The organism is Providencia sp. PROV076, from assembly GCF_028483405.1.
Taxonomy (GTDB): domain Bacteria; phylum Pseudomonadota; class Gammaproteobacteria; order Enterobacterales; family Enterobacteriaceae; genus Providencia; species Providencia huaxiensis.
In genome coordinates this window covers 20,235-44,815 of sequence record NZ_JAMPRR010000019.1, presented here as the reverse complement: position 1 = coordinate 44,815, position 24,581 = coordinate 20,235, and the positions used below count along the sequence as shown (strand labels likewise).

18 protein-coding genes are annotated in these 24,581 nt (G+C 37.5%); 7 read left to right on the top strand and 11 right to left on the bottom strand.

The features are described 5' to 3' along the window. Positions 1-61 precede the first annotated feature (61 nt). Positions 62-1,450 carry a Re/Si-specific NAD(P)(+) transhydrogenase subunit beta gene (pntB, locus tag PSF67_RS13615; RefSeq protein ID WP_102140391.1) on the bottom strand — a complete coding sequence of 463 codons (1,389 nt, stop codon included), beginning with the start codon at positions 1,448-1,450 and terminating at the stop codon, positions 62-64. Between the two features lie 13 nt (positions 1,451-1,463). Then, positions 1,464-2,993 (bottom strand): Re/Si-specific NAD(P)(+) transhydrogenase subunit alpha, encoded by a 1,530-nt coding sequence (pntA, locus tag PSF67_RS13610; RefSeq protein ID WP_102140377.1) that lies wholly within the window; start codon positions 2,991-2,993, stop codon positions 1,464-1,466. A 385-nt stretch (positions 2,994-3,378) separates the two neighbouring features. Between pntA and ydgH the strand changes: the two genes are divergently transcribed. Together ydgH and PSF67_RS13600 are read left to right on the top strand one after the other, a co-directional pair. Then, complete coding sequence (gene ydgH / locus PSF67_RS13605) at positions 3,379-4,329, top strand: DUF1471 family protein YdgH (RefSeq protein ID WP_102140376.1); 951 nt, start codon at positions 3,379-3,381, stop codon at positions 4,327-4,329. Positions 4,330-4,681: 352 nt separating this feature from the next. After that, positions 4,682-6,022 carry a basic amino acid/polyamine antiporter gene (locus tag PSF67_RS13600; RefSeq protein ID WP_375373121.1) on the top strand — a complete coding sequence of 447 codons (1,341 nt, stop codon included), beginning with the start codon at positions 4,682-4,684 and terminating at the stop codon, positions 6,020-6,022. 296 nt (positions 6,023-6,318) lie between these two features. Here PSF67_RS13600 and hrpA read toward each other — a convergent pair whose 3' ends face one another. Continuing rightward, the gene (hrpA, locus tag PSF67_RS13595) at positions 6,319-10,218 is read right to left on the bottom strand and encodes an ATP-dependent RNA helicase HrpA (protein WP_239979184.1); all 3,900 of its coding nucleotides are present in this window, start codon (positions 10,216-10,218) and stop codon (positions 6,319-6,321) included. Positions 10,219-10,432: 214 nt separating this feature from the next. Between hrpA and PSF67_RS13590 the strand changes: the two genes are divergently transcribed. Continuing rightward, complete coding sequence (locus tag PSF67_RS13590; protein WP_166267493.1) at positions 10,433-11,032, top strand: FMN-dependent NADH-azoreductase; 600 nt, start codon at positions 10,433-10,435, stop codon at positions 11,030-11,032. An 80-nt stretch (positions 11,033-11,112) separates the two neighbouring features. Here the strand turns inward: PSF67_RS13590 and PSF67_RS13585 are convergent, their stop codons facing one another. The 3 genes from PSF67_RS13585 to PSF67_RS13575 are packed head-to-tail and all read right to left on the bottom strand — an operon-like array spanning position 11,113 to position 14,260. Next, entirely contained in the window at positions 11,113-11,442 is a 330-nt protein-coding gene (locus tag PSF67_RS13585) for a YdbL family protein (RefSeq protein WP_125894796.1), read from the bottom strand. After that, positions 11,439-11,651: a YnbE family lipoprotein gene (locus PSF67_RS13580; RefSeq protein ID WP_102140371.1), complete on the bottom strand. Its 213-nt coding sequence runs from the start codon at positions 11,649-11,651 to the stop codon at positions 11,439-11,441. Before PSF67_RS13580 ends, PSF67_RS13585 begins: the two co-directional genes overlap by 4 nt. Positions 11,652-11,662: 11 nt before the next feature. Further along, positions 11,663-14,260 (bottom strand): YdbH family protein, encoded by a 2,598-nt coding sequence (locus PSF67_RS13575; protein ID WP_272677088.1) that lies wholly within the window; start codon positions 14,258-14,260, stop codon positions 11,663-11,665. 234 nt (positions 14,261-14,494) lie between these two features. Here PSF67_RS13575 and PSF67_RS13570 point away from each other — a divergent pair, with 234 nt between their 5' ends. Together PSF67_RS13570 and PSF67_RS13565 are read left to right on the top strand one after the other, a co-directional pair. Beyond that, on the top strand, positions 14,495-15,493 hold the full coding sequence (locus PSF67_RS13570; RefSeq protein ID WP_102140389.1) for a 2-hydroxyacid dehydrogenase: 999 nt from the start codon (positions 14,495-14,497) through the stop codon (positions 15,491-15,493). 14 nt (positions 15,494-15,507) lie between these two features. Further along, the gene (locus PSF67_RS13565) at positions 15,508-15,945 is read left to right on the top strand and encodes an META domain-containing protein (RefSeq protein ID WP_102140370.1); all 438 of its coding nucleotides are present in this window, start codon (positions 15,508-15,510) and stop codon (positions 15,943-15,945) included. Between the two features lie 70 nt (positions 15,946-16,015). Here PSF67_RS13565 and grxB read toward each other — a convergent pair whose 3' ends face one another. Further along, positions 16,016-16,654, bottom strand: a complete 639-nt coding sequence (gene grxB, locus PSF67_RS13560) for a glutaredoxin 2 (protein ID WP_195698664.1) — start codon at positions 16,652-16,654, stop codon at positions 16,016-16,018. Between the two features lie 199 nt (positions 16,655-16,853). On the opposite strand from grxB, the gene PSF67_RS13555 reads away from it, so the two are divergent. Both PSF67_RS13555 and PSF67_RS13550 read left to right on the top strand, forming a co-directional pair. Further along, positions 16,854-17,444, top strand: coding sequence for a DJ-1/PfpI family protein (locus PSF67_RS13555; protein WP_166267495.1), 591 nt, complete (start codon positions 16,854-16,856; stop codon positions 17,442-17,444). A 486-nt stretch (positions 17,445-17,930) separates the two neighbouring features. After that, positions 17,931-18,233, top strand: a complete 303-nt coding sequence (locus tag PSF67_RS13550; RefSeq protein WP_102140367.1) for a helix-turn-helix domain-containing protein — start codon at positions 17,931-17,933, stop codon at positions 18,231-18,233. A gap of 101 nt (positions 18,234-18,334) precedes the next feature. Here the strand turns inward: PSF67_RS13550 and PSF67_RS13545 are convergent, their stop codons facing one another. The 4 genes from PSF67_RS13545 to PSF67_RS13530 form a co-directional block, all read right to left on the bottom strand. Then, positions 18,335-19,366 carry a fimbrial protein gene (locus PSF67_RS13545; protein ID WP_272677086.1) on the bottom strand — a complete coding sequence of 344 codons (1,032 nt, stop codon included), beginning with the start codon at positions 19,364-19,366 and terminating at the stop codon, positions 18,335-18,337. Next, positions 19,357-21,837: a fimbria/pilus outer membrane usher protein gene (locus PSF67_RS13540; protein WP_272677085.1), complete on the bottom strand. Its 2,481-nt coding sequence runs from the start codon at positions 21,835-21,837 to the stop codon at positions 19,357-19,359. The genes PSF67_RS13545 and PSF67_RS13540 overlap by 10 nt, the downstream gene beginning before the upstream one ends. Before the next feature lie 9 nt (positions 21,838-21,846). Then, entirely contained in the window at positions 21,847-22,548 is a 702-nt protein-coding gene (locus PSF67_RS13535; protein ID WP_102140365.1) for a fimbrial biogenesis chaperone, read from the bottom strand. Between the two features lie 109 nt (positions 22,549-22,657). Further along, complete coding sequence (locus tag PSF67_RS13530; protein WP_272677083.1) at positions 22,658-23,236, bottom strand: fimbrial protein; 579 nt, start codon at positions 23,234-23,236, stop codon at positions 22,658-22,660. Between the last annotated feature and the right edge of the window lie 1,345 nt (positions 23,237-24,581).

Here is a 24,581-nt window from a genome sequence, read left to right as displayed (position 1 = left end):
ATATTAACCAGTAACCCATTCTTATTTATATCATTTTGACATGAATTAGTGATTCATTAAATTACAATGCACGTAAGATCGCATCAACGCTATCTTTCGCATCACCAAACAACATCTGTGTATTCTCTTTGAAGAATAACGGGTTTTGCACCCCTGCATAGCCTGTATTCATTGAACGTTTAAATACAATGACATTGCTTGCTTTCCAAACTTCAAGAACTGGCATCCCCGCTATTGGGCTGTTTGGATCTTCTTGAGCCGCTGGGTTAACCGTATCGTTAGCACCAATGACAAGAACGGTATCGGTATCAGAGAAATCATCGTTAATTTCATCCATTTCCAATACGACATCGTAAGGCACTTTAGCTTCTGCGAGTAATACGTTCATATGCCCTGGCAAACGCCCAGCGACAGGGTGAATACCAAAACGCACTTTGACGCCACGTTCACGTAATTTAGTCGTGATATCTGCAACAGGGTATTGTGCTTGTGCCACTGCCATACCATAGCCTGGAGTGATAATCACTGATGTTGAATTTCTCAACATTTCAGCGACTTCTTCTGCAGTGCTTTCACGGTATTCGCCCATTTCTTCTTCTGTGCCTGTTGAAGAGCCATCTGTACCGAAGCCTCCTGCAATAACACTGATGAATGAACGGTTCATCGCCTTACACATAATATAAGACAGAATCGCACCTGAAGAACCGACCAATGCCCCTGTAACGATCAGCAAGTCATTACTTAACATGAAACCTGCCGCTGCAGCAGCCCAACCTGAATACGAGTTCAGCATTGAAACAACCACTGGCATGTCCGCTCCACCAATTGATGCCACTAAATGCCAGCCAAAAGCTAAAGCTATCGCGGTCATGACTAGCATCAAGAAGACTTGTAAGCCGACACTTTCTGTTTTAACGAAAATGACTAACAGAATAAATGAAACAACTAACGCTGCTAAATTCAGTTTATGGCGATTAGGTAACATCATCGGTTTTGATGACATTTTCCCTGATAATTTACCATAAGCGACTACTGAACCGGTGAAGGTCACCGCACCAATGAAAATACCTAAGAAAACTTCAGTTAAATGAATGTTTTCCATCACAACATCAGCATGCCCTTCACTGGCAATAAAGCTGTTAAAACCAACCAGCACTGCAGCTAAACCGACAAAGCTATGTAAAATAGCCACCAGCTCAGGCATTTCTGTCATTTCAACTTTTTTCGCTAAGCGAATACCAATGACAGCACCAATGACCATCGCAACGATCATCCAGCCCACATTAGCACTGTGAGGACCTAAAATGGTGGCTATCAATGCAATAGCCATCCCGATGATGCCGTAAGTATTCCCTCGTTGAGAGCTTTCATGACGTGATAGCCCCGCAAGGCTGAAAATAAACAGGATAGCAGCAACTATGTAAGCTGCTGTCACAATTCCACTCGACAACATAAGTTACCCCTTATCCTTTACGAAACATTTTTAACATGCGTTGAGTTACAGTAAACCCACCGAAAATATTGATACTCGCGATCAATATGGCGATAAAGGATAAGAAGCTTACCCAGCCACCGCTTCCAATCTGAAGCAAGGCGCCCACGACGATGATCCCTGAAATAGCATTAGTGACTGACATTAGCGGTGTATGCAATGCATGAGTCACATTCCACACCACGTAATAACCAACCACACAAGCTAATGCAAATACAGTAAAGTGCGATAAAAACTCTTTTGGCGCTGAATTAGCGAACCAACCAAACAAGATGATAGCTAATGCCATCAAGCCATATTTTACCGTCGGTGACATCTTTTTCTCAGGTGCTTTAACTTTTTCCACCGCTTGCGGTTTCGCCTGCGGCTGAGCAGATACCTGAATTGGGGGCGCTGGCCACGTGATTTCACCTTGTTTAATCACCGTTACACCGCGAATAACCAAATCGTCGAAATCAATATTAATTTCGCCATCTTTTTCTTTGCACAGTAGTTTCATCAAGTTAACAAGGTTGGTACCGTATAACTGGGATGATTGTGTTGGCAAACGGCTTGGCAAATCTGTGTAACCAATAATTTTCACACCATTGTCGGTCACGACTAATTTGTCAGCTTGGGTTAATTCGCAGTTACCACCCGTTTGAGCCGCTAAGTCGACAACCACACTTCCCGGCTTCATTGATTCAACCATTTCCTTGGTAATCAATTTAGGCGCTGGTTTGCCTGGAATAAGTGCCGTGGTCACTATAATGTCGACCTCTTTCGCCTGTGCAGCGAACAGCTCCATCTCCGCTTTTATAAATGCTTCTGACATCACTTTGGCGTAACCATCGCCACTGCCAGCCTCTTCTTTGAAATCTAGCTCAAGGAATTCAGCACCCATACTCTGAACTTGCTCTTTTACCTCAGGGCGAGTGTCAAAGGCACGTACAATGGCACCCAAGCTACCCGCAGCACCAATTGCAGCAAGGCCAGCAACCCCAGCACCAATGATCATGACTTTCGCTGGTGGCACCTTACCTGCCGCGGTGATTTGCCCCGTAAAGAAACGGCCAAATTCATGAGCAGCTTCAACAATTGCACGGTAACCTGCAATATTTGCCATTGAGCTAAGCGCATCAAGTGACTGAGCACGTGAAATACGTGGTACCGCATCCATCGCCATCACGTTAATATTTCTAGCCTTTAAAGCTTCCATTAGCTCAGCATTCTGTGCTGGCCAAATGAAACTCACCAATGTTGCTCCTTCTTTTAACAAAGGAATTTCATCATCCAGAGGTGCGTTGACTTTAAAAACAATATCCGCAGCAAATGCAGTATCACGATCAACGATTTCGGCACCCACTTGCTCATATGCTACATCATCAAAACTGGCTAAATGACCCGCATTTTGCTCTACACACACAGAAAAACCCAATTTAAGTAGTTGAGTCACTGTTGATGGCGTAGCTGCAACACGCGCTTCATTGGCAAGTCGTTCTCTTGGTATACCAATACGCATAATGTTCCCTTTTTAATGCCTGAAGTAATGTTGTTAATAGGGTGTTTGCTAAAATAATGACCATCATCACAGAGAAAAGTCTTATTTTGTGCATAAACAGATTTTTAATGTTCTAATAACCTACTGAAAATAAGCGTCTTGATCCATAATTGATCTCGATTCTTAGACAGTAAATGGAATTCGCAGTGAAAATCTTAGTTTTAGGTCAATAAAATACTGGATACTTTAAAAAATCTGGTAAATTTAACTAGTCAATAATTATTTATTTCTCATAAAAATAAAATCATGAGACAACAGGTTCTGTTACGTGTAATAATCACGTACATGTGATACAACTAAGATTCAGCATGTTTATAATAAATTGCGCAAGGCGGAAGGATTTTGTATGAAGCTGAAAACTACGGTCATCGCAGCCGCGGTGCTGTCATTAACTAGTATAACTGCTACTCAGGCGGCTGTTGAATTGACGCCAAAACAGGCTACTGAATTAAAACCTTATGAGCGTATAACAGTTACCGGGCGCTTTAATGCTATTTATGAAGCATCTGATGCAGTTTCCCGTAGGGCTGATAAAATGGGGGCGTATGCCTTTTACATTCAAAGCCTTGATGATGTAGGTGATAGTGGCAACATGCGTGTTGTTGCAGACGTCTACGCAAAAGATGCACCAGAAGTTGATTCACCGAAGCGTCGTGTATTCGGTGGTGTTGAGGAAATGTCAAAAGCGGATGCAACCGAATATGAACCTTTTGATACTGTTACGGTAAGTGGTTTTTACCCTTCTCAACCAGACCTGTATGAGGCTATTGCAAAAAAAGCCCTTGAGAAAAATGCAGCTTCGTTCTATGTGGTTCGTAATATCGCAATGAATGATGGTGGAAACACATTAGCGACAGCTTATATCTATAAGAAAGATGCGCCGAAGCGACAAGTACTGAATGAAGACGCAGTGGTTCCTGCTGATTCAGATGCTGGCCGTGCTCTATTAGCTGAAGGTGGTGAAGCTGCTAAAAAAGTTCGCATTCCTGGTGTTGCATCTTCTGAAGAACCAACAACCGCAGTCGGACGCTTCTTTGAAACCTCTAGCAGTCAACCGGGTCGTACTAGTGTGACCCTGCCAAGTGGTTATGTTATCGAAGAAGTCAACAAAACAGCCGCGGCTCAAATGGTTCCATTTGACTCTATAACATTCTCTGGATATTACACCAATACGCCTGAAGTACGTTACCAAATAGCAAAACGTGCGGAAGCAAAAGGGGCTAAATATTTCCATATTACAAGAGAATGGCAATCTAATGGTGGAAGTGTCACCATTAGTGCTGACTTGTTTAAATAGTTCAATATTCTGTGATACTAAAACCAGCCTTCTCGGCTGGTTTTTTTGTTTTTATTCACTTCGTTTCCGTTAAATCACATCTCACACACTATCCACCTTCATTCTTTTAAGAAAGTGCATAAAACACCTTAAAAAATGCATACATTACCATTGCATATCTCTCATTTCGTTCGTAGAATCCACACACTGAAAACATGCAGTCATTCTGTCTACTTTTTTTATGGCTTCTAGTTAAACTAATTATTGTAATGGCATTTTAACGTCATTTTAACTTTTGATTTCTGAACGTTCAGGATTTACTTTGAAAAATACTTTGAGTCTTACCGCTCTAACGGCGCTAGTTCTTAGCTCGATGGTTGGTGCCGGTGTTTTTAGTCTCCCTCAAAATATGGCTGAAGTGGCTAGCCCTCTCGCATTAATAATCGGCTGGTCAATTACTGGTGTGGGCATCCTTTTTTTAGCATTTGCCTTATTGTTGCTTTCTCGTATACGACCTGACCTTGATGGTGGGATATTTACTTACGCCAAAGTCGGCTTTGGGGAATTAATTGGTTTTTGCTCTGCGTGGGGTTATTGGCTATGTGCGGTAGTTGCCAATGTGTCTTATCTTGTTATCGTATTCGCAGCAATCAGTTTTTTTACTGATACCCCTGATAACATCATTTTTGGTGATGGGAACACATGGCAAGCCCTAATCGGAGAATCAATACTTCTCTGGTTTGTTCACTATTTAGTGCTTCGTGGAGTACAAACAGCCGCTGGAATTAATAAACTCGCTACAATGGCAAAATTAGTTCCCCTTGGCTTATTTATTGTATTAGCTTTTTTGGCATTTAGACTTGATATTTTCAATGCAGATTTCAGTGGTATCGAATTTGGCGTTCCTGTTTGGGAGCAAGTCAAAGATACTATGTTGATTACCCTGTGGGTATTTATTGGTATTGAAGGGGCTGTTGTCGTTTCAGCTAGAGCTAAAAACCGCCGTGATGTTGGCTTAGCAACAATTTTTGCTGTCAGTTCCGCCTTAATTATCTATATACTCGTTACCTTACTTTCTCTTGGTATCATGCCTAGAGCTGAACTTGCAGAAATAAAAAATCCATCCATGGCTCCTCTCATGATAGATTTAATTGGTTCGAGTGGTGATATTATTATTGCGGCTGGCCTCATTATCTCTGTTTGTGGAGCTTATCTAAGTTGGACCATTATGGCCGCTGAAGTGCCTTATATCGCCGCGCAGTATCAATCATTTCCTAAAATATTCAACAAACTAAATAAAAATGATGCGCCATCCTCTTCTTTATGGCTCACTAATGGTGCTGTGCAACTCTCTTTAGTTCTTATTTGGCTTAGTGGAAGTAATTACAATACATTACTTACTATAGCTTCCGAAATGATTTTAGTCCCCTATTTCCTTGTCGGTGCATTTTTAGTCAAAGTGGCTTTTGAGCGTCATAATAAAGCATTATTTGCGGTTGGAGCTATTGCTAGCCTTTATGGTTTATGGCTGATTTATGCTTCAGGGTTAATTAATTTACTATTATCCGTTGTTTTGTATGCCCCTGGTATTTTGATATTTTTCTATGCTCGTCAGCAACAAACCAACCAAGTACCATTAAAGATGATTGAAAAAATCATGGCTTATGCAATTGCTATCGCTGCTATTCCAGCACTCTATTATTTAGTTGTTTAGCTTTGTACCAAAGGGCTTAATTTTGATGCGTAAATTTAAGCCCTATTTACTGTAATTTCCTATTTTCCACACACTCAAAACCTCAAGATCTCAATACTTCAATAATCTTCTAGCATTAATCCTCTATTACCATTTCACTTCCCTTATACTGGTGAAAATTACTGTTGTACGATCTCAGATGCTTATATTTTTACAATCTATTTGCATGTTGTAACTAAAAAACCTAAACTGACTAAAAAAGGAAAAGCGCTTCACATAAATAATATGTGAAGCGTCAACGAGTAAAATAATCATCCTTACAGTTGTTGAGACAAGTGCTCCATCGTCTGTATGATCCGCTTATCCGATATTGGGTACGGAGTTCCCAATTGTTGGGCAAACAAGCTGACACGCAGTTCTTCAATCATCCAACGAATTTCTTGCACTTCTGGCATATTTCGCTGAACTGGAGATAATTTAGCTAACCATTGTTGCCACATATTCTGAACATGCTCTACCTTACTCAGTTGTGCACGATCTCGGTTAGGATCAATAGCCAGTTTTTCTAATCGCCGCTCTACCCCATTTAAATAACGAAGGATATCAGGCAAGCGTTTCCAACCATGAGTGGTCACAAAGCCTTTAAACACGAGATTCGACATTTGTGTTTTTATATCCGATAATGCTATTGCCATCGAAAAATCGACCCGCCCTTTTAGACGTTTATTGATAGCAAACACCGCTGTTAATATTTGTTCAACTTGCTTAGCAATATTAACAACCACATCATTTAATTCTGCTCGTGCAAACTCTTTCAATTTTTCAAACTGCACTTCATTCCAAACTGCACCACCAAAATTAGCAATTAATTGGTCAACACCACAAGCAATACAGTCATCAATTAACTCTAACACCTTGCCATAAGGGTTAAAATACAAACCTAATTTTGATTTGTTTGGTAGTTTTTCATGCAAATACTTAATTGGCGATGGAATATTTAACAGCAACAATCGACGCACTCCGGCCCACATTGCTTGCTGTTGTTCCAGTTCTGTTTCAAATACCTTGATACCTACGCTATTTCTCTCATCAACTAATGCAGGATAAGCTTTAACGGAATATCCGCCTCTTTTTTGTTCATAACGTTGAGGTAATTCGCCAAAACTCCAAATATGTAACCCGTGTTGCTCAATACCGTCATCCACAACTTCAGATAACGTTTCTTGCACTTTTTCTTTTAAGCTATTTTTTAGCTCATCAAGATTTTGCCCTTCAGCAACGGTTTTATTTTTGTCGCCTACAACACGATACGTCATTTTTAAATGGGCTGGAAGCTGCGCTAGTTGCCATGATCCGCGTTCAACAGTAACACCCGTCATACGGCGTAATTCACGTTCAAGTTTATCCAGTACACTGCCTTCAGGCTCTGGCACTCGTTCTAAAAATGCAGAAGCATAATTAGGTGCAGGGACAAAATTTCGTCTAATTGGTTTAGGTAATGATTTAATTAAAGCAACGATTAGCTCATGACGCAGCCCAGGAACTTGCCAATCAAAGCCAATATTCTGAACCTGATTTAATACAGCAAGAGGTATATGTACCGTCACACCATCAGCATCAGTTCCAGGTTCAAATTGGTAACTCAACCGAAATTTTAAATCCCCTTGATGCCAATAGTTAGGATAATCAAGTGCCGAAACATTACTGGCGTCCTCCTTAATCAGCATGCTCTTTTCAAAGCTTAACAAGTCAGATTGTTGCTTAGATGCCGTTTTCCACCAATTATCAAAATGACGGGAGGAAATCACATCATTCGGGATCCGTTGGTCATAAAATGCAAATAATGTTTCATCATCAACTAAAATGTCACGCCGACGTGATTTATGCTCCAAATCTTCAACTTCAGATAATAACTTCAGATTTTCTTTAAAGAATGCGTGACGAGTAGCCCAATCCCCTTCAACTAATGCATGACGAATAAACAATTCACGGCACAGTAATGGGTCAATATTCCCATAATTAACCTGCCTTGATGCAACAATAGGTAGCCCATATAGCGTCACTTTTTCTGATGCCATTACCGCACCTTCAGATTTTGACCAATGAGGTTCACTATAACTATGTTTAGTTAAATGTTCAGCTAAGGGTTCAACCCACTCAACATCGATGGATGCGGCAATTCTTCCCCATAATTTCGATGTCTCAACAAGTTCCGCTACCATTGCCCATTTGGGTGGTTTTTTAAATAGACCCGACCCTGGAAAAATAGTAAAACGTGCATTCCTAGCCCCAGTGAACTCGTGTTTATCCGCGTCTTTTTGGCCAATATGTGAAAGCAAACCAGCCAATAGCGAAACATGAATACTCCGAAAATCAGCCTCAGAGCTATTAATGGCAAAACCTTGTTCTTTCACCACTTGTCTCAATTGGGTATACAAATCTTGCCATTCTCGAATACGTAAGTAATTTAGAAAATCTTGGCGACACATTTTTCTAAATTGGGCGTTAGAAAGCTGCGTTTGTTGTTCTTTTAAATAATCCCAAAGGTTTAAAAAGGCTAAGAAGTCTGATTGTTTATCATGGAAACGCCGATGTTTTTCATCAGCAGCTTGCTGTTTTTCTAACGGTCTCTCTCTCGGGTCTTGAATTGATAATGCAGAAACAATCACCATTGTTTCACGTACTGCACCATGTTTACGAGCTTCAATCACCATCCGAGCGAGCCTTGGGTCAACAGGAAGCTGGGCTAGTTGCCTACCTGTATCCGTTAATTGATAGCCTTTATCCGCCTGTTTGTGGGACTTAATTGCACCTAGCTCTTCCAGTAATTTCACACCATCTTGGATGTTACGTTTATCTGGAGCCTCCACAAATGGAAATGCAGAGATATCACCAAGACCAATAGAAGTCATTTGTAATATAACTGATGCCAAATTCGTCCGTAAAATTTCAGGATCCGTGAATTCTGGACGTGATAGAAAGTCATCTTCTGAGTATAAACGAATACAAATCCCATCAGAAACACGGCCACAGCGCCCTTTACGTTGGTTAGCTGAAGCCTGAGAAATAGCTTCAACAGGAAGGCGTTGCACTTTTGTTCGGTAACTATAACGACTAATTCGCGCATAACCGGTATCAATGACATATTTGATACCCGGTACAGTTAATGATGTTTCTGCTACGTTTGTTGCAAGAATGATCCGCCGCCCCCCATGAGGATGGAAGATGCGATTCTGCTCACTATTAGAGAGCCTTGCGAAAAGAGGTAAAATTTCAGTGTGACGTAAAGAAAGTTTTGATAACGCATCAGCAGTATCACGGATCTCCCGCTCACCACTCATAAAAATCAATATATCGCCATTACCTTCAACCGACAGTTCATTTACCGCATCTATGATCCCATCAATTTGGTCACGGTCACTATCGTTTTGCTCTCCAATAATAGGGCGATAACGAACTTCAACGGGATATGTTCGCCCAGATACTTCAACAATCGGAGCGTGACTAAAGTGCTTCGAAAAACGCTCAGGGTCAATGGTTGCCGATGTAATAATCACTTTTAAATCAGGACGTCTCGGTAATAATTGACGTAAGTAACCTAAAATAAAGTCGATATTAAGGCTTCTTTCGTGAGCCTCATCGATAATAATAGTGTCATATTGCAACAGCAATTTGTCATTTTGTAATTCTGCAAGCAAGATACCATCAGTCATCAATTTGACTTGAGTCGTTTCACTCACTTGGTCACTAAAACGGACTTTATAACCAACATTTGAACCTAATTCACATTCAAGCTCTTGAGCAAGACGTGTTGCGACTGAGCGTGCAGCTAAGCGTCTTGGTTGTGTATGCCCAATAAACCCTAGAACCCCTCTGCCAAGTTCCAGGCAAATTTTTGGGATCTGCGTTGTTTTACCTGACCCAGTTTCACCTGCAATAATAACAACTTGATGCTTTTTAATGGCATCTAAAATAACGTCTTTTTTCTGGCTAACCGGTAAATTATCTGGATACACAATTTTAGGTGAGTTTAATCGTTTAAGTTCAACTCTTTGTTTGGCTTTCTCAATATCTATTTTAATAGCGTCAAGTACCGCAGAGCGCGATTTTTCGTTCTGGATCTTTGCAATACCTTGCACTCTTTTTTTCAGTAACCATTGGTCACGTAATGAAGTTTGTCCAATATCAGCGGTTAATGCTGTCAGTATGGATTTCACCTGTTAAATCCTTATCTTTAATAAGTTTCAATGCACGCTAGCCAATCCACTTCGCAATTTGTGAGGGCTAAATTTTGTTTTTATTTTTAATTGTTGTTATCACATGAAAATACCATCAATTTTTTTGAAGAAGGCTATCTAATTTTTTTCCTATCAATCAGTTACACCTCACGTATCATTACCAATAAAATTTCACCTAAACATAGAGGAACACATGAGTAAAGTATTACTATTGAAATCAAGTATTCTGGCTGACTATTCACAAAGCAATAAAATGGCAGATTACTTTATTCAACAATGGCAGGAAAAACACTCAGCAGATACAGTAACTGTACGAGATTTAGTCAAAGAACCAATTCCAGCGATTGACGGTGAAATTTTAGCAGCTTTTGGCCCAAGTGACACGAAAACAGAACAACAACAAGCACATTTGGACCTGTCAAATACGTTAATTGAGGAAATTAAAGCTCACGATATAATTGTTATTGCAGCCCCAATGTATAACTTTACGATTTCTTCCCACTTAAAACATTACTTCGACTTTATCGCTCGCTCAGGCCACACGTTTAAATATACAGAACAAGGTTCTGTCGGCTTATTAAAAGACAAACGTGCCTATATATTAACGAGCCGAGGCGGTATCTACAAAGACACACCAACAGACACCATGGTGCCTTATTTAACACTATTTCTAAATTTCATTGGTATTACCGACGTTGAGTTTATTTTTGCTGAAGGCACGTCGTTAGGCCAAGAGTCAGTCGAACGAGCGCATCAACAAGCACAAAGCCATATCAATACGATTATCGCTTAAGATCTAGACTTTCTAAGTAATATATTATTAAGACCCAAAACTACCATTGTTATATTTTGCGCACTTTCTGAGTGCGCTTTTTATTTCTTTTGTAGCCATTGACCATTAATTCCACGTACAAATTCCCCAGAGTTCGCCCTTTCTACGAGCTTCTGTCCTGCTATCCTTGCAACGTCATTAGTTTTTAGGTTATTTTTTGCAGCAATTTCGCTATATCTTTTTTCCCGTTCTTGGTTTATTTGCGCTGCTAGCTTGGTGGCCTCCTGATTATTTGTATTAATTGGAGCTAAATACCCTGACAATGTTTCCCCCAATAGGCCTGTTTCTTTGGCTTCATCCACTGTAATTGCTACAGCCTGAAAAGTAGTCAATAATGAACATAGCGCTAGTACTTTGATAATTCGACTCATTTGGGATTTACCTCTCCGAACAAATCACTATTTTCTTTTAATAATTCTTCTACTTGCCTATCCGCTTTTATTTGGATTTCATGTTCAATTTTTACGTTCATATTAATATTGATGGGCTTATCCGGTGTTGCGACCTCAACTCGTAAGCAAGCTGATAACAATAACGCAATCGATATAGCTGTAGTAAATTTTAATATTTTCACGTTCATTCTTATGCTCATTATAAATTTTTTTCCAACCACTCTTCTAAGGAGCTACCAAATCGTAAACTACGCCATAATTGAAAGATATTTTCTTCATGTTGATAATGCAAATGAACTTCACGTTTTTTCTTTTCTTGCGTGTTATACCCTTCAAGGATTGTTTTCATATTTAACAACCCTAAGTTTGTAACATTAACGTCTGTACGGCTGCGTTTTATTTCCAAATATTGTAGCCACCCCATAGCGGAACCCGCAGATATATTATCCTCTCGGATGGAATCAACAAATTGAGTATCTAACCGTAACGTTAATGGCCCACTATTTTCTAACCACCCATCTTTAACTATCCACTCTGGATTATTTAAATAAAAAGGTAACTCACCATTAACTTTACCTGAAACAGCAAATTGTGACACTTTTAATATGGTAAATAACTGACTAAGTTCAATCTGTCTTAATTTTATCGAGGAGGCATGGATTTGTGGCCAGCGCAGTAAATCCATCGATACCTCACCCCCTAAGGTTTTAAAGCCCACATTAGTCAGTTTTAACGGCATATTTTCCGTTGGTGGATATGAGCCAGAAAGATCGGCTTTAATATCCGTCAATTCAAATAAATTATTGAGCTGTTTAATACGTAACTCAACGGGCGCCTTCCCCCCTAAAGTCCAAGTACTTTGTTTTAAACGCCATGGTAAAACAAAGTCTAATCCTGATAACTCACCATCTTTTAACCAAAGGCTAGTATTTTCTACACGCCAGTGTCCTCCTGCAATAAAACCATCTTCTGGTGTTATTGAAAAAGCAGCTTGAGAAAATAATTTTCCTTGTTTTAATTCAATTCCAAGATCAGCAGGAATTAATGTTTGAAAAGCCGTGACTGACTGTTCAGGCCAACGCGCTTCCCCTCTTAATCTTTCTCCGTCCCAGCGCCCAAATATGACGATTGGCCCGACATCTTTAGTGCTTAAATCACCTTTAAGTTGAAATTCAGCGGGAGATTTTCCACTAAGGTCCGCATTTAATGTAATTTTTGGTAGATAACTTTCAGTACCAAATTGCATTCGTTCACTGGTAAGCTGTAATTGTCCATTAAAATTGGCTTTATTCTGATCACGTTGCCAAACTAATGGCTTACTTAGTTGTAAACGCGGAGCCCTCATCGATAAGAGCCCATATTGTATTTGGTCAAACCCTGTATTTAAGCTATTTAATGTGATTAAAGTGTCCTGCCAACTCCCATTACCCTTAATATCCCAATTAGCCGATAATGACGGCAAGTTGGCATTTCCCCAATAATTCCAAAACCATTTTCCTTTATCCAAGGTGAATTTATTAGCTTTACCATCCAAATGAATATCAAAATCCCCCCAATATTGCTCTTTAATTTTTAGAATAGCTTGCAAACGCCCTGAAATACCATCTTCACCTAACGATGTCCCCGCGAGTGGTAATCTAACTTCGTTAAGAACCAATGTTTCAGAAAGGCGGCCATAAGCTCTTAATAATGAACTGGATAAAAAAGAAACTTTTGGTGTGGCTAACTGGCCTGAAACCTTGGCTGGTAAATTAATATCCAGCACCATATCATCATATTTAACTTGGCCATGTAACCTAAAGTTAATATCAGCATCGAGTAAATTTATCTGGGTAGATGGCACAGTTAAGACAATATTGGCTTTCCCTTTCTTTGCTTGTGTGAGCATATTAATACGCCCTGAAAATACCATTTCACTTAATGTATTATTCCAGTTATCAACTTGAAGGCTGATACCGCCTTGTAAAGGAATATCTACTTCTTTCCATTGCCACTTCCCTTGCGCTATTTGTATTCTAGAAGGCGATAGTAACCATGGTAAATAAAGCAATTCTTCCTTTGTGTCTGTATCCATGACACTAAAGACGCCTTGGTCATTCAACCAACTGAATTTAGCTTGTAAGAATTTTTCTGGGTTGATTAACTTAAAATAAGCATTCAGCTCGCCTTTTTCTGGAAGCTGATTTGCCATTAAGGGGAGTTGCACATCACCAAATAATTCTATTGTTTGCTTTTGTTCTGGTAGAAATGCTAAAAAATTTTGAATGACTAATTGGTGTTCCCTGTTTATTAAAGATGACAACCTTAAATTATCGCCGCTAAAATCAAATTCTAGAGGGTTAGCCTGATTTTTACGTAACCAGATACTGCCTTGGTAATCACTCCATGGCTGTATGTTGGCATTATTTATGACTAATGAAAAAACAGGAATATTATCGATAACGTCTGCAATATTAATCGGATCATTATCTGTTTCATTCGTTGGCTCAAGAGCACTCAAACATTCAGTTTTAACATCAAGGCCATCCACAATAGCATGCAAGGGAAAGATTGAAAGCCTTGTGCTATTCAACTGAACTAATGTGCAATCATTTGCTGTTATACTGATATTTGCTATACCCAATTGGCCATGACTAATTCTTGGTTCTGAAAACGACAGTTTAAATGGCTTAGGAAGATAGTATGATGCAACAACAGGAGCCCAATGGGATATCGTTATCCATAAAAGTATTAAGAGAGCAATGCTTCCACCCAAAAAGCAGAGTAATATTCTGAATGCTCTTTTCATTAACTGCATTACTACGTCCCTTGTCTGAATTGTTCTGTAGCGCAAATGATAAATTTCAGCAAAATCGTCTCATTAAACGCGATACTAACAAAGATAAACCACATTCAATCGTAAACAGATACCTATTTTCTTAATTTATAGGTGATTTACAAACTTAATTGTCTTATTCTGAGTTTATATTTTGTAGGTACACCTTTTTACCTACTCTTTTCTAATTGGTTCCTAAAAATTGGAGTCTTTATGATGAAAATTGTTTCTTATAGTACCAAACAGTATGACCGCAAGCACATGGAACAAGTTAATCAAAATTCTGGATTTAATTTTAGTATTGAATATTTTGATTTTCCATTGACGGTTCAGACAGCGAAAAATGCTGTTGGTGCCGACGCTATCTGTATTTTCGTTAACGACGAAGCTAATCGTGCTGTTTTAGAAGAACTTGCCGCACTCAATATTCGAATTTTAGCTTTACGTTGTGCTGGCTTTAACAATGTTGATTTACAAGCAGCTAAAGAATTAGGTATCCAAGTTGTTCGAGTCCCTGCTTATTCTCCTGAAGCCGTTGCAGAACACGCAGTTGGGATGATGCTATGCCTTAATCGCCGGATCCACCGGGCGTACCAGCGTACGCGAGATGCAAATTTTTCTCTCGAGGGATTAACGGGGTTTAATATGCATAACCGCACTGCTGGCATTATCGGTACCGGGAAAATTGGCCAAGCGACACTACGTATTTTAAAGGGCTTTGGAATGCGTTTACTCGCACATGACCCATACCCGAACCAAGCTGTTTTAGATTTGGGTGCTGAATATGTTGACTTAGATACTCTATATGAACAATCAGATATTATTTCTCTTCATTGCCCATTAACACCTGAAAATCATCACCTACTCGATGAAAATGCATTCAAGAAGATGAAAAATGGGGTCATGATCATCAATACAAGTCGAGGTGCGTTAGTCGATTCTGTTGCCGCCATTAATGCACTAAAATCACAAAAAATTGGCGCATTAGGTATGGATGTATATGAAAATGAACGTGATTTATTCTTCGAAGATAAATCTAATGACGTAATACAGGATGATGTTTTTCGTCGACTTTCTTCTTGTCATAATGTGTTATTTACTGGGCATCAAGCGTTTTTAACAGAAGAAGCATTAACAAGTATCAGTCAAACTACGCTAAATAATATCCGTCAAATTAGTTGTGGGGAAACTTGCCCTAATATTGTTAACGCATAGTTGGATCTGGGATTATGAAACGCCTAATTCCACTTACTATTTTGGGTTTATTGCTAGCAGCATGCCAAACTCATCAAGTCAATGCGCGTAATGATGACCAAGCACTTGAAAATAAATTGATGCACCACCGTTTTATTTTAACTGAAGTAAATGGTAAGACGATTAACAGTAAACAGACCGCCCCTTTCCTTGCTTTTGGCGAAAAAATGTTTGTTTCTGCATCAATGTGTAATGATTTCAACGGATTTGGCAATATCAAAAACGCAAAAATTACCGTAAAAAATTTAAGTAGGACTGAACTCGAATGCGTTGATGAAGATTTATCCAAATGGGATTCAATGATAAATCGAGCACTGTCTGAAGGTGCGATAATTTCATTGAAAAACAACAAACTAGTGTTAACTCAAGGCCATTACAAGTTAGTATATACACTACGCGACTACGTCAATTAACGAATACAACCCGCCTCTTTTAGAGGCGGTAAACGTTTGCCAAAAAACACTAAACTGGCAGCTAGATAGACTATTTAGCCTTATCAAATAACAAATTAATATTCGAAGATTTTGCAATTCGTTCCATATAGTTGCGAATGTTTGTGCTAAATGCTAAGTGCTCAACTATGCTCAAACTACGTAAAGTTGGAAAAATAATAAAATCATTAATATCAATGACCTCCCCCCGTGTTTCTAGCCACGCATCTAATAACGACAGTTGGGGCTCTAATTCAACTAGCAGCGTATGCGTTTCTTTTTTAAGCTCGTTTAAATCACCATAAGATTTTGATGTTCTAGCGATATATGCAGCTCTGGCTTCTGCTGTACTAATTTCAGGGAAATCAGTTTGTGTAAAACGTGGTGTCACAAGCTTATATACCACAGCAGAAACCGCTTTAGACCAAGCCTCTATTTCAGGGGTTATGTTTCCTCCTGCATATTTAGGTTCATTAATGCTATCTACATAATGCACAATATCTAAGCTTTCAGGTAAATAACTCCCATCATCTTTTTGTAGAATAGGCAGCATTTTCCGACCAATCATTTTTGTCGGTGTTTCGATGTCATCATCGAATAACACAATTTGCTCTACCGCTAACTTTTTTAAACCAAAAATCATTCTTGCTCTGACACAAAATGGACAGTGATCATAAATATATAATTTCATTGTTAACCTCGCTAGTTTGGTATTAAAAGCCCAATAGGTTTTATACAGTATACTTCAGTGCCCATATTTATGCTTTATCACGCTTATGAAATTTTGTTTATCACTAAGTAATATAAGTATATTAGAGTGCACAAAATCCCAATCATAAAATATATAACGTGGCACAATATACTCAACAATGACAACATCTGAGAAAAATATGTCGCTAAATTCTATCGCAATTATCCTTTTTGATAATTTTGAAACCCTTGATGTCATGGGGCCTGTTGAAGTATTTGGTAGCTTAAAAGATTGCCAAATTGTATTTATCTCACCTTCAGGAGAGCCCATGCGCAGTTCTCAGGGAGTTACACTTAATACCTTACCTATTCAGACCCCTTGCTATCAATGTATTTTGATACCTGGAGGGCAAGGCACTCGCTCATTATCGAAAAATGATCAGTATATTCAGTGGCTAAAAAAACAAGCCGAGTTTGCAGAGACTGTCATTTCCGTTTGTACTGGCTCCGCACTTCTTGCTCAAACGTCTCTTTTAAATGGCTTTAAAGCTACGACAAATAAGCTATCTTATCAGTGGGTAACTTCTCTTAATAACCAAGTGTTATGGCAACCGAAAGCTAGATGGGTTCATGATAATAAGTTTTATACTTCATCAGGCATTAGTGCAGGTATTGATATGTCATTACAGATTATTTGCGATTTTTATGACCAAAGTATTGCAAGTAATATCGCACTTAAAATGGAATACATATGGAATCAAAATGCTAAACATGATCCATTCTCTAAGTAATCATTTAAGATGATTTAAGATTGTATTTAATATCAATTAAATTGGTATATGATTAATATTATTGATCTGTACCTTTATTTTTAAAAAACGATTATTTAGATCAAATCAGACAAAACAAAAAATTAACATTTTAAACGATGCATTAACTTTACCACTATAACACCAGCGTTATAATGAAAATTATAACTAGCTGATTTTAAATAAAAAATCCAACAAAATTGAGAGGCGTAAATAAGATATTAAAAATTAAATTTAAAGACCTCACCGTGGGGAACAATAAATATAGATATTTTTACTTATGTAATTATAATAACCACATCATAAATAATGTTATTATACTGCAAATGAACAAGTTATAAATAGAGATTCTCATCATAATTATGTTCATAAAAACTTTTAAATTCATTTGTTTTTTAATATACTATCGAGCGTAATTTAAATTAAGTGCATTGAATAATAATCTTTCCTATAAATTGAGGATGTTATATGGACATTCATACTATAATTGGTATTAAAATAAAAAACCGGAGAAAAGAACTCGGTCTATCAGGCGCTAATTTAGCTGAGAAATTAAATTTAAGCCAACAACAAATATCACGTTATGAAAATGGTATTAACAAAATTCCAATTAATCATTTAGTTGATATCGCTGAAGCATTAAATTGCCCGATTGAATGGTTTTTTCAAGGTTATACAAGCGGACTAAAAATTGAAAAAAATGATGAATTTGAACAATCAAATAAAGAGCGACAGTATACTGCAGAAAGCATAATCGTTGATTTAAAATGATTTTCCTATAATAATTACGTATTATCATTTTGAATGACAGAATAAAGGTTGAGTCTAAATATGAAATCAACCTTTATTATTGAATAAGATATTTTTAATAATTAATCATATGTAATATCAAAGCGCATTTGAGCATAAACCTCTCCCGGTGTAGTTCTATCTTCATATTGAAAATAACGAGCAGTAAGTTCTATATCGATATCTTTAGTATCATTATTATTTAATGATGCTACATGATATGGACGGCCAAAATTGATTGGGCTTTTATCTTTTCGCTGTATAACTTGAACACCAATTCCTTTTGCTGGGCTATATGTGCTTTGGTTTGCTAAAACACCATTGACTTGAGTACCCGTTGCTTTAATTCCGCTAAAAGTCACATCAATATTAGTTTTTCCTGTAAAACTAGTACCACCACTACATTTCAATTTTATTGTAAAATCTTTTTCACCTGCAGGTTGGTCTCGCGCTGTTAATTGAACTCGTTTTATAGGGTCTAACATTACATTTTGATTTTCACCACTTGTCACTTGGCAGGATGGCGAAACGATAGTAATAGCATTTGCATCTAAATAACTAACTAAGATTGGACTGTTATTAGGTTTATATCCATAAGTAGTATAGATACCACTTGCGAGTGTTCCGGTTCCTGTATATTTAGCCGTTTTTATTATACTTAACGTAAAAGTAGAATCATTTAATGACATTGGGGTACTATAATATCCCACATCTATAGGAAAAGTACTTGGGTAAGTCATAGAATGCTGCCGACCCGATGAGCGGTGGAATTTTAAACCAATACCTTCAACATTCGTTTGATACACTTTTCCACCAATATCACGTAGGTCAGGCATCACGACTTCAGCCTCAATATTCACCTTTCCACGGCACCAGAGGTAAGTTTGATTGGTATTCATTGTATAATCTTGCGTTTTAATTACACTACCAACCGGAAGGTTAGGATCAACAACTATTTTTCCTAGCCTCATATCTACTCTATATGCAGGCTGGTTCGTTCTTTCGCAACTATGCCTATTGATACGTTCTGTCCACCAATTGTTTGCAGATACTCCATTTGCGGTAAATAGTAACCCTACCCCAATATACCAAAACCATTGATTTTTTATTGACATAGAACTTCCTTACTATTTCCTGCAGCTAATGAGAATGTACATTGACCTTTATCCCACGTAATAATGGCATTAGTTGCAATTTCACTGCTAATGAACACCATACCACCTTGCCCAACAATACCGATTGACTCACCTTTTTGGTCTGTCACATTAGCGCCAAATGGTAAAGGTTTGTTATTAGGCCTTTTAACGTTATAAATCACATTTTTTTCAATCTTAGTACCAAATTTAACCTTAACAACACTACCTTCATAAGGAACTATTTGTGATGACATATTTTCAAAAATAATATCTTCGGAACTACCTTTCGGGTCAATTTCGATTTTATTAGTGCGATAAGCTCTTACATAAGGCGCAATAGCATAACCATGACTATCAATTGTCGTCCCCATCGCCCCTACCACTGATGCACCTTCTGCGCCTTTCGCCTCAATCAATGCAATTGTGGTTGCATTATTCGGCGTTAGCGTTATTCCACCGGAGTGCAAAACTAATGACCCATTTGCGCCTACACCATATTGGCGATAACCTTCACCTTGGCTGTAATTCGCATTTGTATTGGCTGACGATGTACGGTAACTAGTATTAAGACCGATATTTTTCGCACCACCATTTGCAACTGAGGTATTGATACCGTATGTCCAATTATTATCACGGTCAAACGTACCACTGGTACCTATTTGGCTACTTCCGAACTTTTCATTATTAAATGTAGTATTTGACGTTAAGGTAGATACCTGATTCTCTCCCCAATAAAGAGGAATACTCAAGTTCACACCGATCCTGTCATCTTTTTTATCATGACTATTTTGTGTATACACCCTCATAAATGACAAACCATATGAAAGGCGATTGATGCTATTGTTGTAACTTAGTTGATATTGTTTTTCTGTTCCTGACTTATCCCAATAACTTGAAATACGCCCCATGAAATAAATTCCACCGTAACCTTCAGGTAAATTTTGGTTAATAGTGTAACTGAAACCATTTTTTTCACGCCCTAATGTATCGACAACGCCACGTTTATCGTTATCAATGGCATAAAGTGCATTATTAATATTGTAATAATCTTTCGTAGAATATCGATATGCTGCTAACACAAGGTTTGTGTCTGTTTCAGTGAATAACTTATTAAATGTAAAACGATAACTTTGCCCATAATCTGTACGATGATTAAATACAATACGAGATTGCGTTACATCAATTGCAACCGCACCAACCCCAGTATTAATACCGCTTCCTAACAAATAAGCTTGGTAATCATCAAAAGCAGTGACCCCACCATAAAGAGTAAATGTATTATTAATCCCATGCTGAAGAGTCGCTTGCATAACAAAAGGACGATTTTTTAAATTTTCAGAATCAGATTTACCGCCCGCTATTTGGTAACGCGTAAACCCTGGACGTAATAATTGTGCTAACGAAGAATATGGCACACTAAAATTAGTCTCACTACCATCAGCCTCTTTTACTGTAACATTCAAATCATTACCATAACCCGATGGATAAACATCATTCAAACTAAATGGCCCAGGAGACACGGTTGTTTGATAAATAATATTGCCATTTTGCCGAATCGTCACTAAGGCATTACTTTGAGCGATCCCTCGAATTTCGGGCGCATAAGTTGTCATCCCATCTGGATACATATTGTCATCAGTTGTTAGCTTTACACCTCTCAAGCCAAAACTATCAAATAGGTTACCATCCGTATAAAACTGCCCAACCGTCGCTTTTGATTTTAATGCAGCAATGGGTCGCTGAAGATAGGTTTGATTACTGTTCCAGTCCGACCCCGCAGAGCGCTGCCAACTCAAATTTCCTATATGTTTCAGTAGCCAACCATCATAGCTCAAGCCTGCATTAACGCCTAAATAAGCGCTAGAGCTGTCTGAGCCTTGGTTTCCACTGATATGGCTATCATAGTAATTAGCCATATAACCAATATTTAACGCAGGAATTCCTGTTTCCCAAAATTGGGGAGAGACATAACCACGAGAAATTTTTTGTTCATATATTTGCGGTACAGAAATATCTAAACGAAGTGTCGACGTATGAAATATATCTTTAACTTCTTTGTCACTGTTCCACTCATCCAATGGCAGGCAAGTGTCACTATTTTTATCAATTGATGAATTAAATTTTTCAGTATCAATACCTAAGTTTGAAAGTAACTCTGGGGTGTAACAAACCCCTAATTGTTTATTTTTTTGTTCTTCAAAATTAAGTTCGTAACGCCCTTTCCAATCATTATTCGTGTATACATCAACTGAATACTTTCCTGGGCTAATCCCTGTGGCATTAAAGCGATCTAAGTCAACATTGTCTTTACTTCCCATGATAAAGCCACTGTTGAATTCATAGGTTTCTTCTTCCGCTGATGCATAGAATATGGGAACAATCCATGACGTAATAAAGCAGACTACAGAGAGTGTATTGCTATATTTATTGTTTAACTCTCGCTGTTTCATTATATATTCCTATTTTGCAGTTAGAGTCACCGCAACATCTGAACCATAGTCATTAATATTGTTAACAACAACCTTACTACCTGACTTAATTGCCTGCTTTAATTCAACTAATGTCTGATTTTTGGGTTCTATCAAAACAGTCTTATCTGTGAGGCCTACTTTTCCATCGGTGGATATTTTTGTAACCGTAATATAAAAAGGTGTTGGATTTTCAATAACAATATTCTTACCATTTGTTTTGATAACTAACTGTTCAGGTGCTAATTCTCGGCTACCTAGCCCAACAGGTCGGTAAAAGAACTTAAAACGAGAGCGAATTGCTAGTTGTAAAACATTCTGCATTTCTCCATCTTTGCCTTTTACGGTAGGCGGAATATCGAGAATATTGAGCCACCATAAGCTTTCCCTATCTTGAGGAATTTGCCCTTTATCCATCAACTTTATGCGTAAATTTTGACCACCCTTTGCTTCTACTCGAGAAACAGGAGGGGTAATTTGAAATGGGGTTTTTATCGTATCAGGTGTTTCTGATGCATTACCTGTATCAAGCCAAGCTTGAGCAACCGCTGGACGTTCTGCCGTATTTGAAAGTTGTACTGTGATCTCTTTCTCATCTCCAGGGTAAATAAACCTCGTACCATTAACAATTATATTGTTAGCAAACGAATTAATACTGAAGATAAAGCAACATGCTAATACGATAGCTTTCATTTAAACCTCAAAACATAAAAGCGGCAGTGTTCTACCGCTTATTGCAATAATATCGATTAGTGTTTCACTACAACGTTAATAACACTAATTTAAAACAACCAACCTATTCTTATTGGTAAGTGATTTCGTAAGTTGCGTAGCTTTTTACTTCACCCGCAGTAACTTCTGTTGGCTTGTCAGTGATGTAACCTACGTAATATTGGAAACGCGAACCATCAGTAATTTTGCTTATTAGCATGGATGGCTGTTGTTCACCGGCCGCAGTACCTGGAACGATGAATTTCTTCGCATCATCAGCAGACAGAACGAATTGAATGTTTTTTGCACCATTAATATCAGTATTTGCTAAATAACCTGATTTTTCACTACCACTTAATAAATTACCGCCAGTCCACACTACACCGATCGTCTTAGCATCTGCTGAAGTTGCTGAACAGTTAGTCACATCAATTGCAAATGTTTTTGGTTTTAATAATGTACCTTTACCACCTGCTTGAACTTCTTCTAATGAAATTGGTGCTAAGTATACGCTTGCATCGCTACCTTGACCGTCAACAGAAACAGTACAAGAAACATCAGTTACTTTACCGTTAAAGTTAACTTGGCCACCGCCAACTTTATTTGCTGCGTTAGCTGTTGATAAGCCGATGATTGTTGTAGCAACCGCAGTCAGTAGTACTTTCTTCATTTTCATTTCCTAATATGAGATTTTTATTCTTACATTTAAACGAACTTATTAAGCTTTCATTTTGGTAAATAAGGAAAATAGATGTTCTACCGTATATTGAATACAGTTAGTTATTTATGTTTCATTTTTAAACCATTTATTTAATGCAAGTAAATGTCTTTCTTAATTAGTCCTATTTAGAATTTATAATCATATGCTCTATATGATTTCGAAGAGAGGATACATAATAACTTAAGTTTTATTAAATCGTTTTTTCCATCACTTATTTATTTTTTGATAGGTACAAGCTATCAAAAGCGATCTATTGATTGGGTTGCTTGATGTTTAGATTTAACTAACTTACTCGCACTAAGATTAATATTTAGATTTTAATGTATTGAAATTGGCCATTGCATAACATTAAAAACTAACAAAATAGAAATTACAGATTATTAGAAATAACAAAAATCATTATATTTACATTGAATATATAATTTCATTCATACTTTGATACTTTTTGTTGCAGAATGACCATGAAATTCATCAATTACTGAACATCAACTCAAGAGACTAACATTAATTAAATTAATGATTCATTCTTAATAAGAGTATGGCATATCTAAAAATGACAAATATTGAATTCCGAATTATTATGCTTGAATATCAAAATAACACAGCAAGAGTGTATATATGTTCTTTTGTATTAACAGTCAGCTTTGGTTGTTATTAAAATTTTAAAATATGCTTTTTAACGAGGTAAATATCTATTTTAATCAAAATTTCAAAATAAATGAAACGGACGAAATAAATCTGATAGAAGAATTAGTGATAAAATCGCAATATAATTCTTTACTCATTCAACTTGATATTGTAGTGAAAACTGAAATATCAAATTATTTAGTTGAGCCTATGTTAAAAAAAATTATCATTATTTTTGATATAGAATAAGAAAACTTGATTAACTGTACAAACTATAAACTGCGTTACGTCAATTTTCTCTTTTTATAACCATATGAAATCAATGATATTTTCTTAAAACGAACACTTTATAAAAAGGTGATCTACATTACAAATTTTGACATTAGGAATATTCCTAAATCACTCATTCCGTGTGTTAAAGTGTGACCTAATACAAAAAGTCATCAATAAAAGATGCTTTTTCCTTCTGCTATTTTTCTACTATCAGGCAGTTTAGCGTCTTTTTAGTGAATCAATCGTTCTAATAAGCCCACTTTATTTAGCAATCACATAACATAAGGTAGCTGTTTCTGTTTTCGTACTACAAATTACCGATTATGTGACATTAAAGGATAAAAATATTTTATATCAATAATTTACCATAAAAACACGATGACTCCCTTACCAA

Coding starts and splice junctions, on each gene's coding strand:
- pntA (WP_102140377.1), bottom strand. CDS start 2,993: ATGCGTATTGGTATACCAAGAGAACGACTTGCCAATGAAGCGCGTGTT.
- ydgH (WP_102140376.1), top strand. CDS start 3,379: ATGAAGCTGAAAACTACGGTCATCGCAGCCGCGGTGCTGTCATTAACT.
- PSF67_RS13600 (WP_375373121.1), top strand. CDS start 4,682: ATGGTTGGTGCCGGTGTTTTTAGTCTCCCTCAAAATATGGCTGAAGTG.
- PSF67_RS13590 (WP_166267493.1), top strand. CDS start 10,433: ATGAGTAAAGTATTACTATTGAAATCAAGTATTCTGGCTGACTATTCA.
- PSF67_RS13585 (WP_125894796.1), bottom strand. CDS start 11,442: ATGAGTCGAATTATCAAAGTACTAGCGCTATGTTCATTATTGACTACT.
- PSF67_RS13580 (WP_102140371.1), bottom strand. CDS start 11,651: ATGAACGTGAAAATATTAAAATTTACTACAGCTATATCGATTGCGTTA.
- PSF67_RS13575 (WP_272677088.1), bottom strand. CDS start 14,260: ATGCAGTTAATGAAAAGAGCATTCAGAATATTACTCTGCTTTTTGGGT.
- PSF67_RS13570 (WP_102140389.1), top strand. CDS start 14,495: ATGAAAATTGTTTCTTATAGTACCAAACAGTATGACCGCAAGCACATG.
- PSF67_RS13565 (WP_102140370.1), top strand. CDS start 15,508: ATGAAACGCCTAATTCCACTTACTATTTTGGGTTTATTGCTAGCAGCA.
- grxB (WP_195698664.1), bottom strand. CDS start 16,654: ATGAAATTATATATTTATGATCACTGTCCATTTTGTGTCAGAGCAAGA.
- PSF67_RS13555 (WP_166267495.1), top strand. CDS start 16,854: ATGTCGCTAAATTCTATCGCAATTATCCTTTTTGATAATTTTGAAACC.
- PSF67_RS13550 (WP_102140367.1), top strand. CDS start 17,931: ATGGACATTCATACTATAATTGGTATTAAAATAAAAAACCGGAGAAAA.
- PSF67_RS13545 (WP_272677086.1), bottom strand. CDS start 19,366: ATGTCAATAAAAAATCAATGGTTTTGGTATATTGGGGTAGGGTTACTA.
- PSF67_RS13540 (WP_272677085.1), bottom strand. CDS start 21,837: ATGAAACAGCGAGAGTTAAACAATAAATATAGCAATACACTCTCTGTA.
- PSF67_RS13535 (WP_102140365.1), bottom strand. CDS start 22,548: ATGAAAGCTATCGTATTAGCATGTTGCTTTATCTTCAGTATTAATTCG.
- PSF67_RS13530 (WP_272677083.1), bottom strand. CDS start 23,236: ATGAAGAAAGTACTACTGACTGCGGTTGCTACAACAATCATCGGCTTA.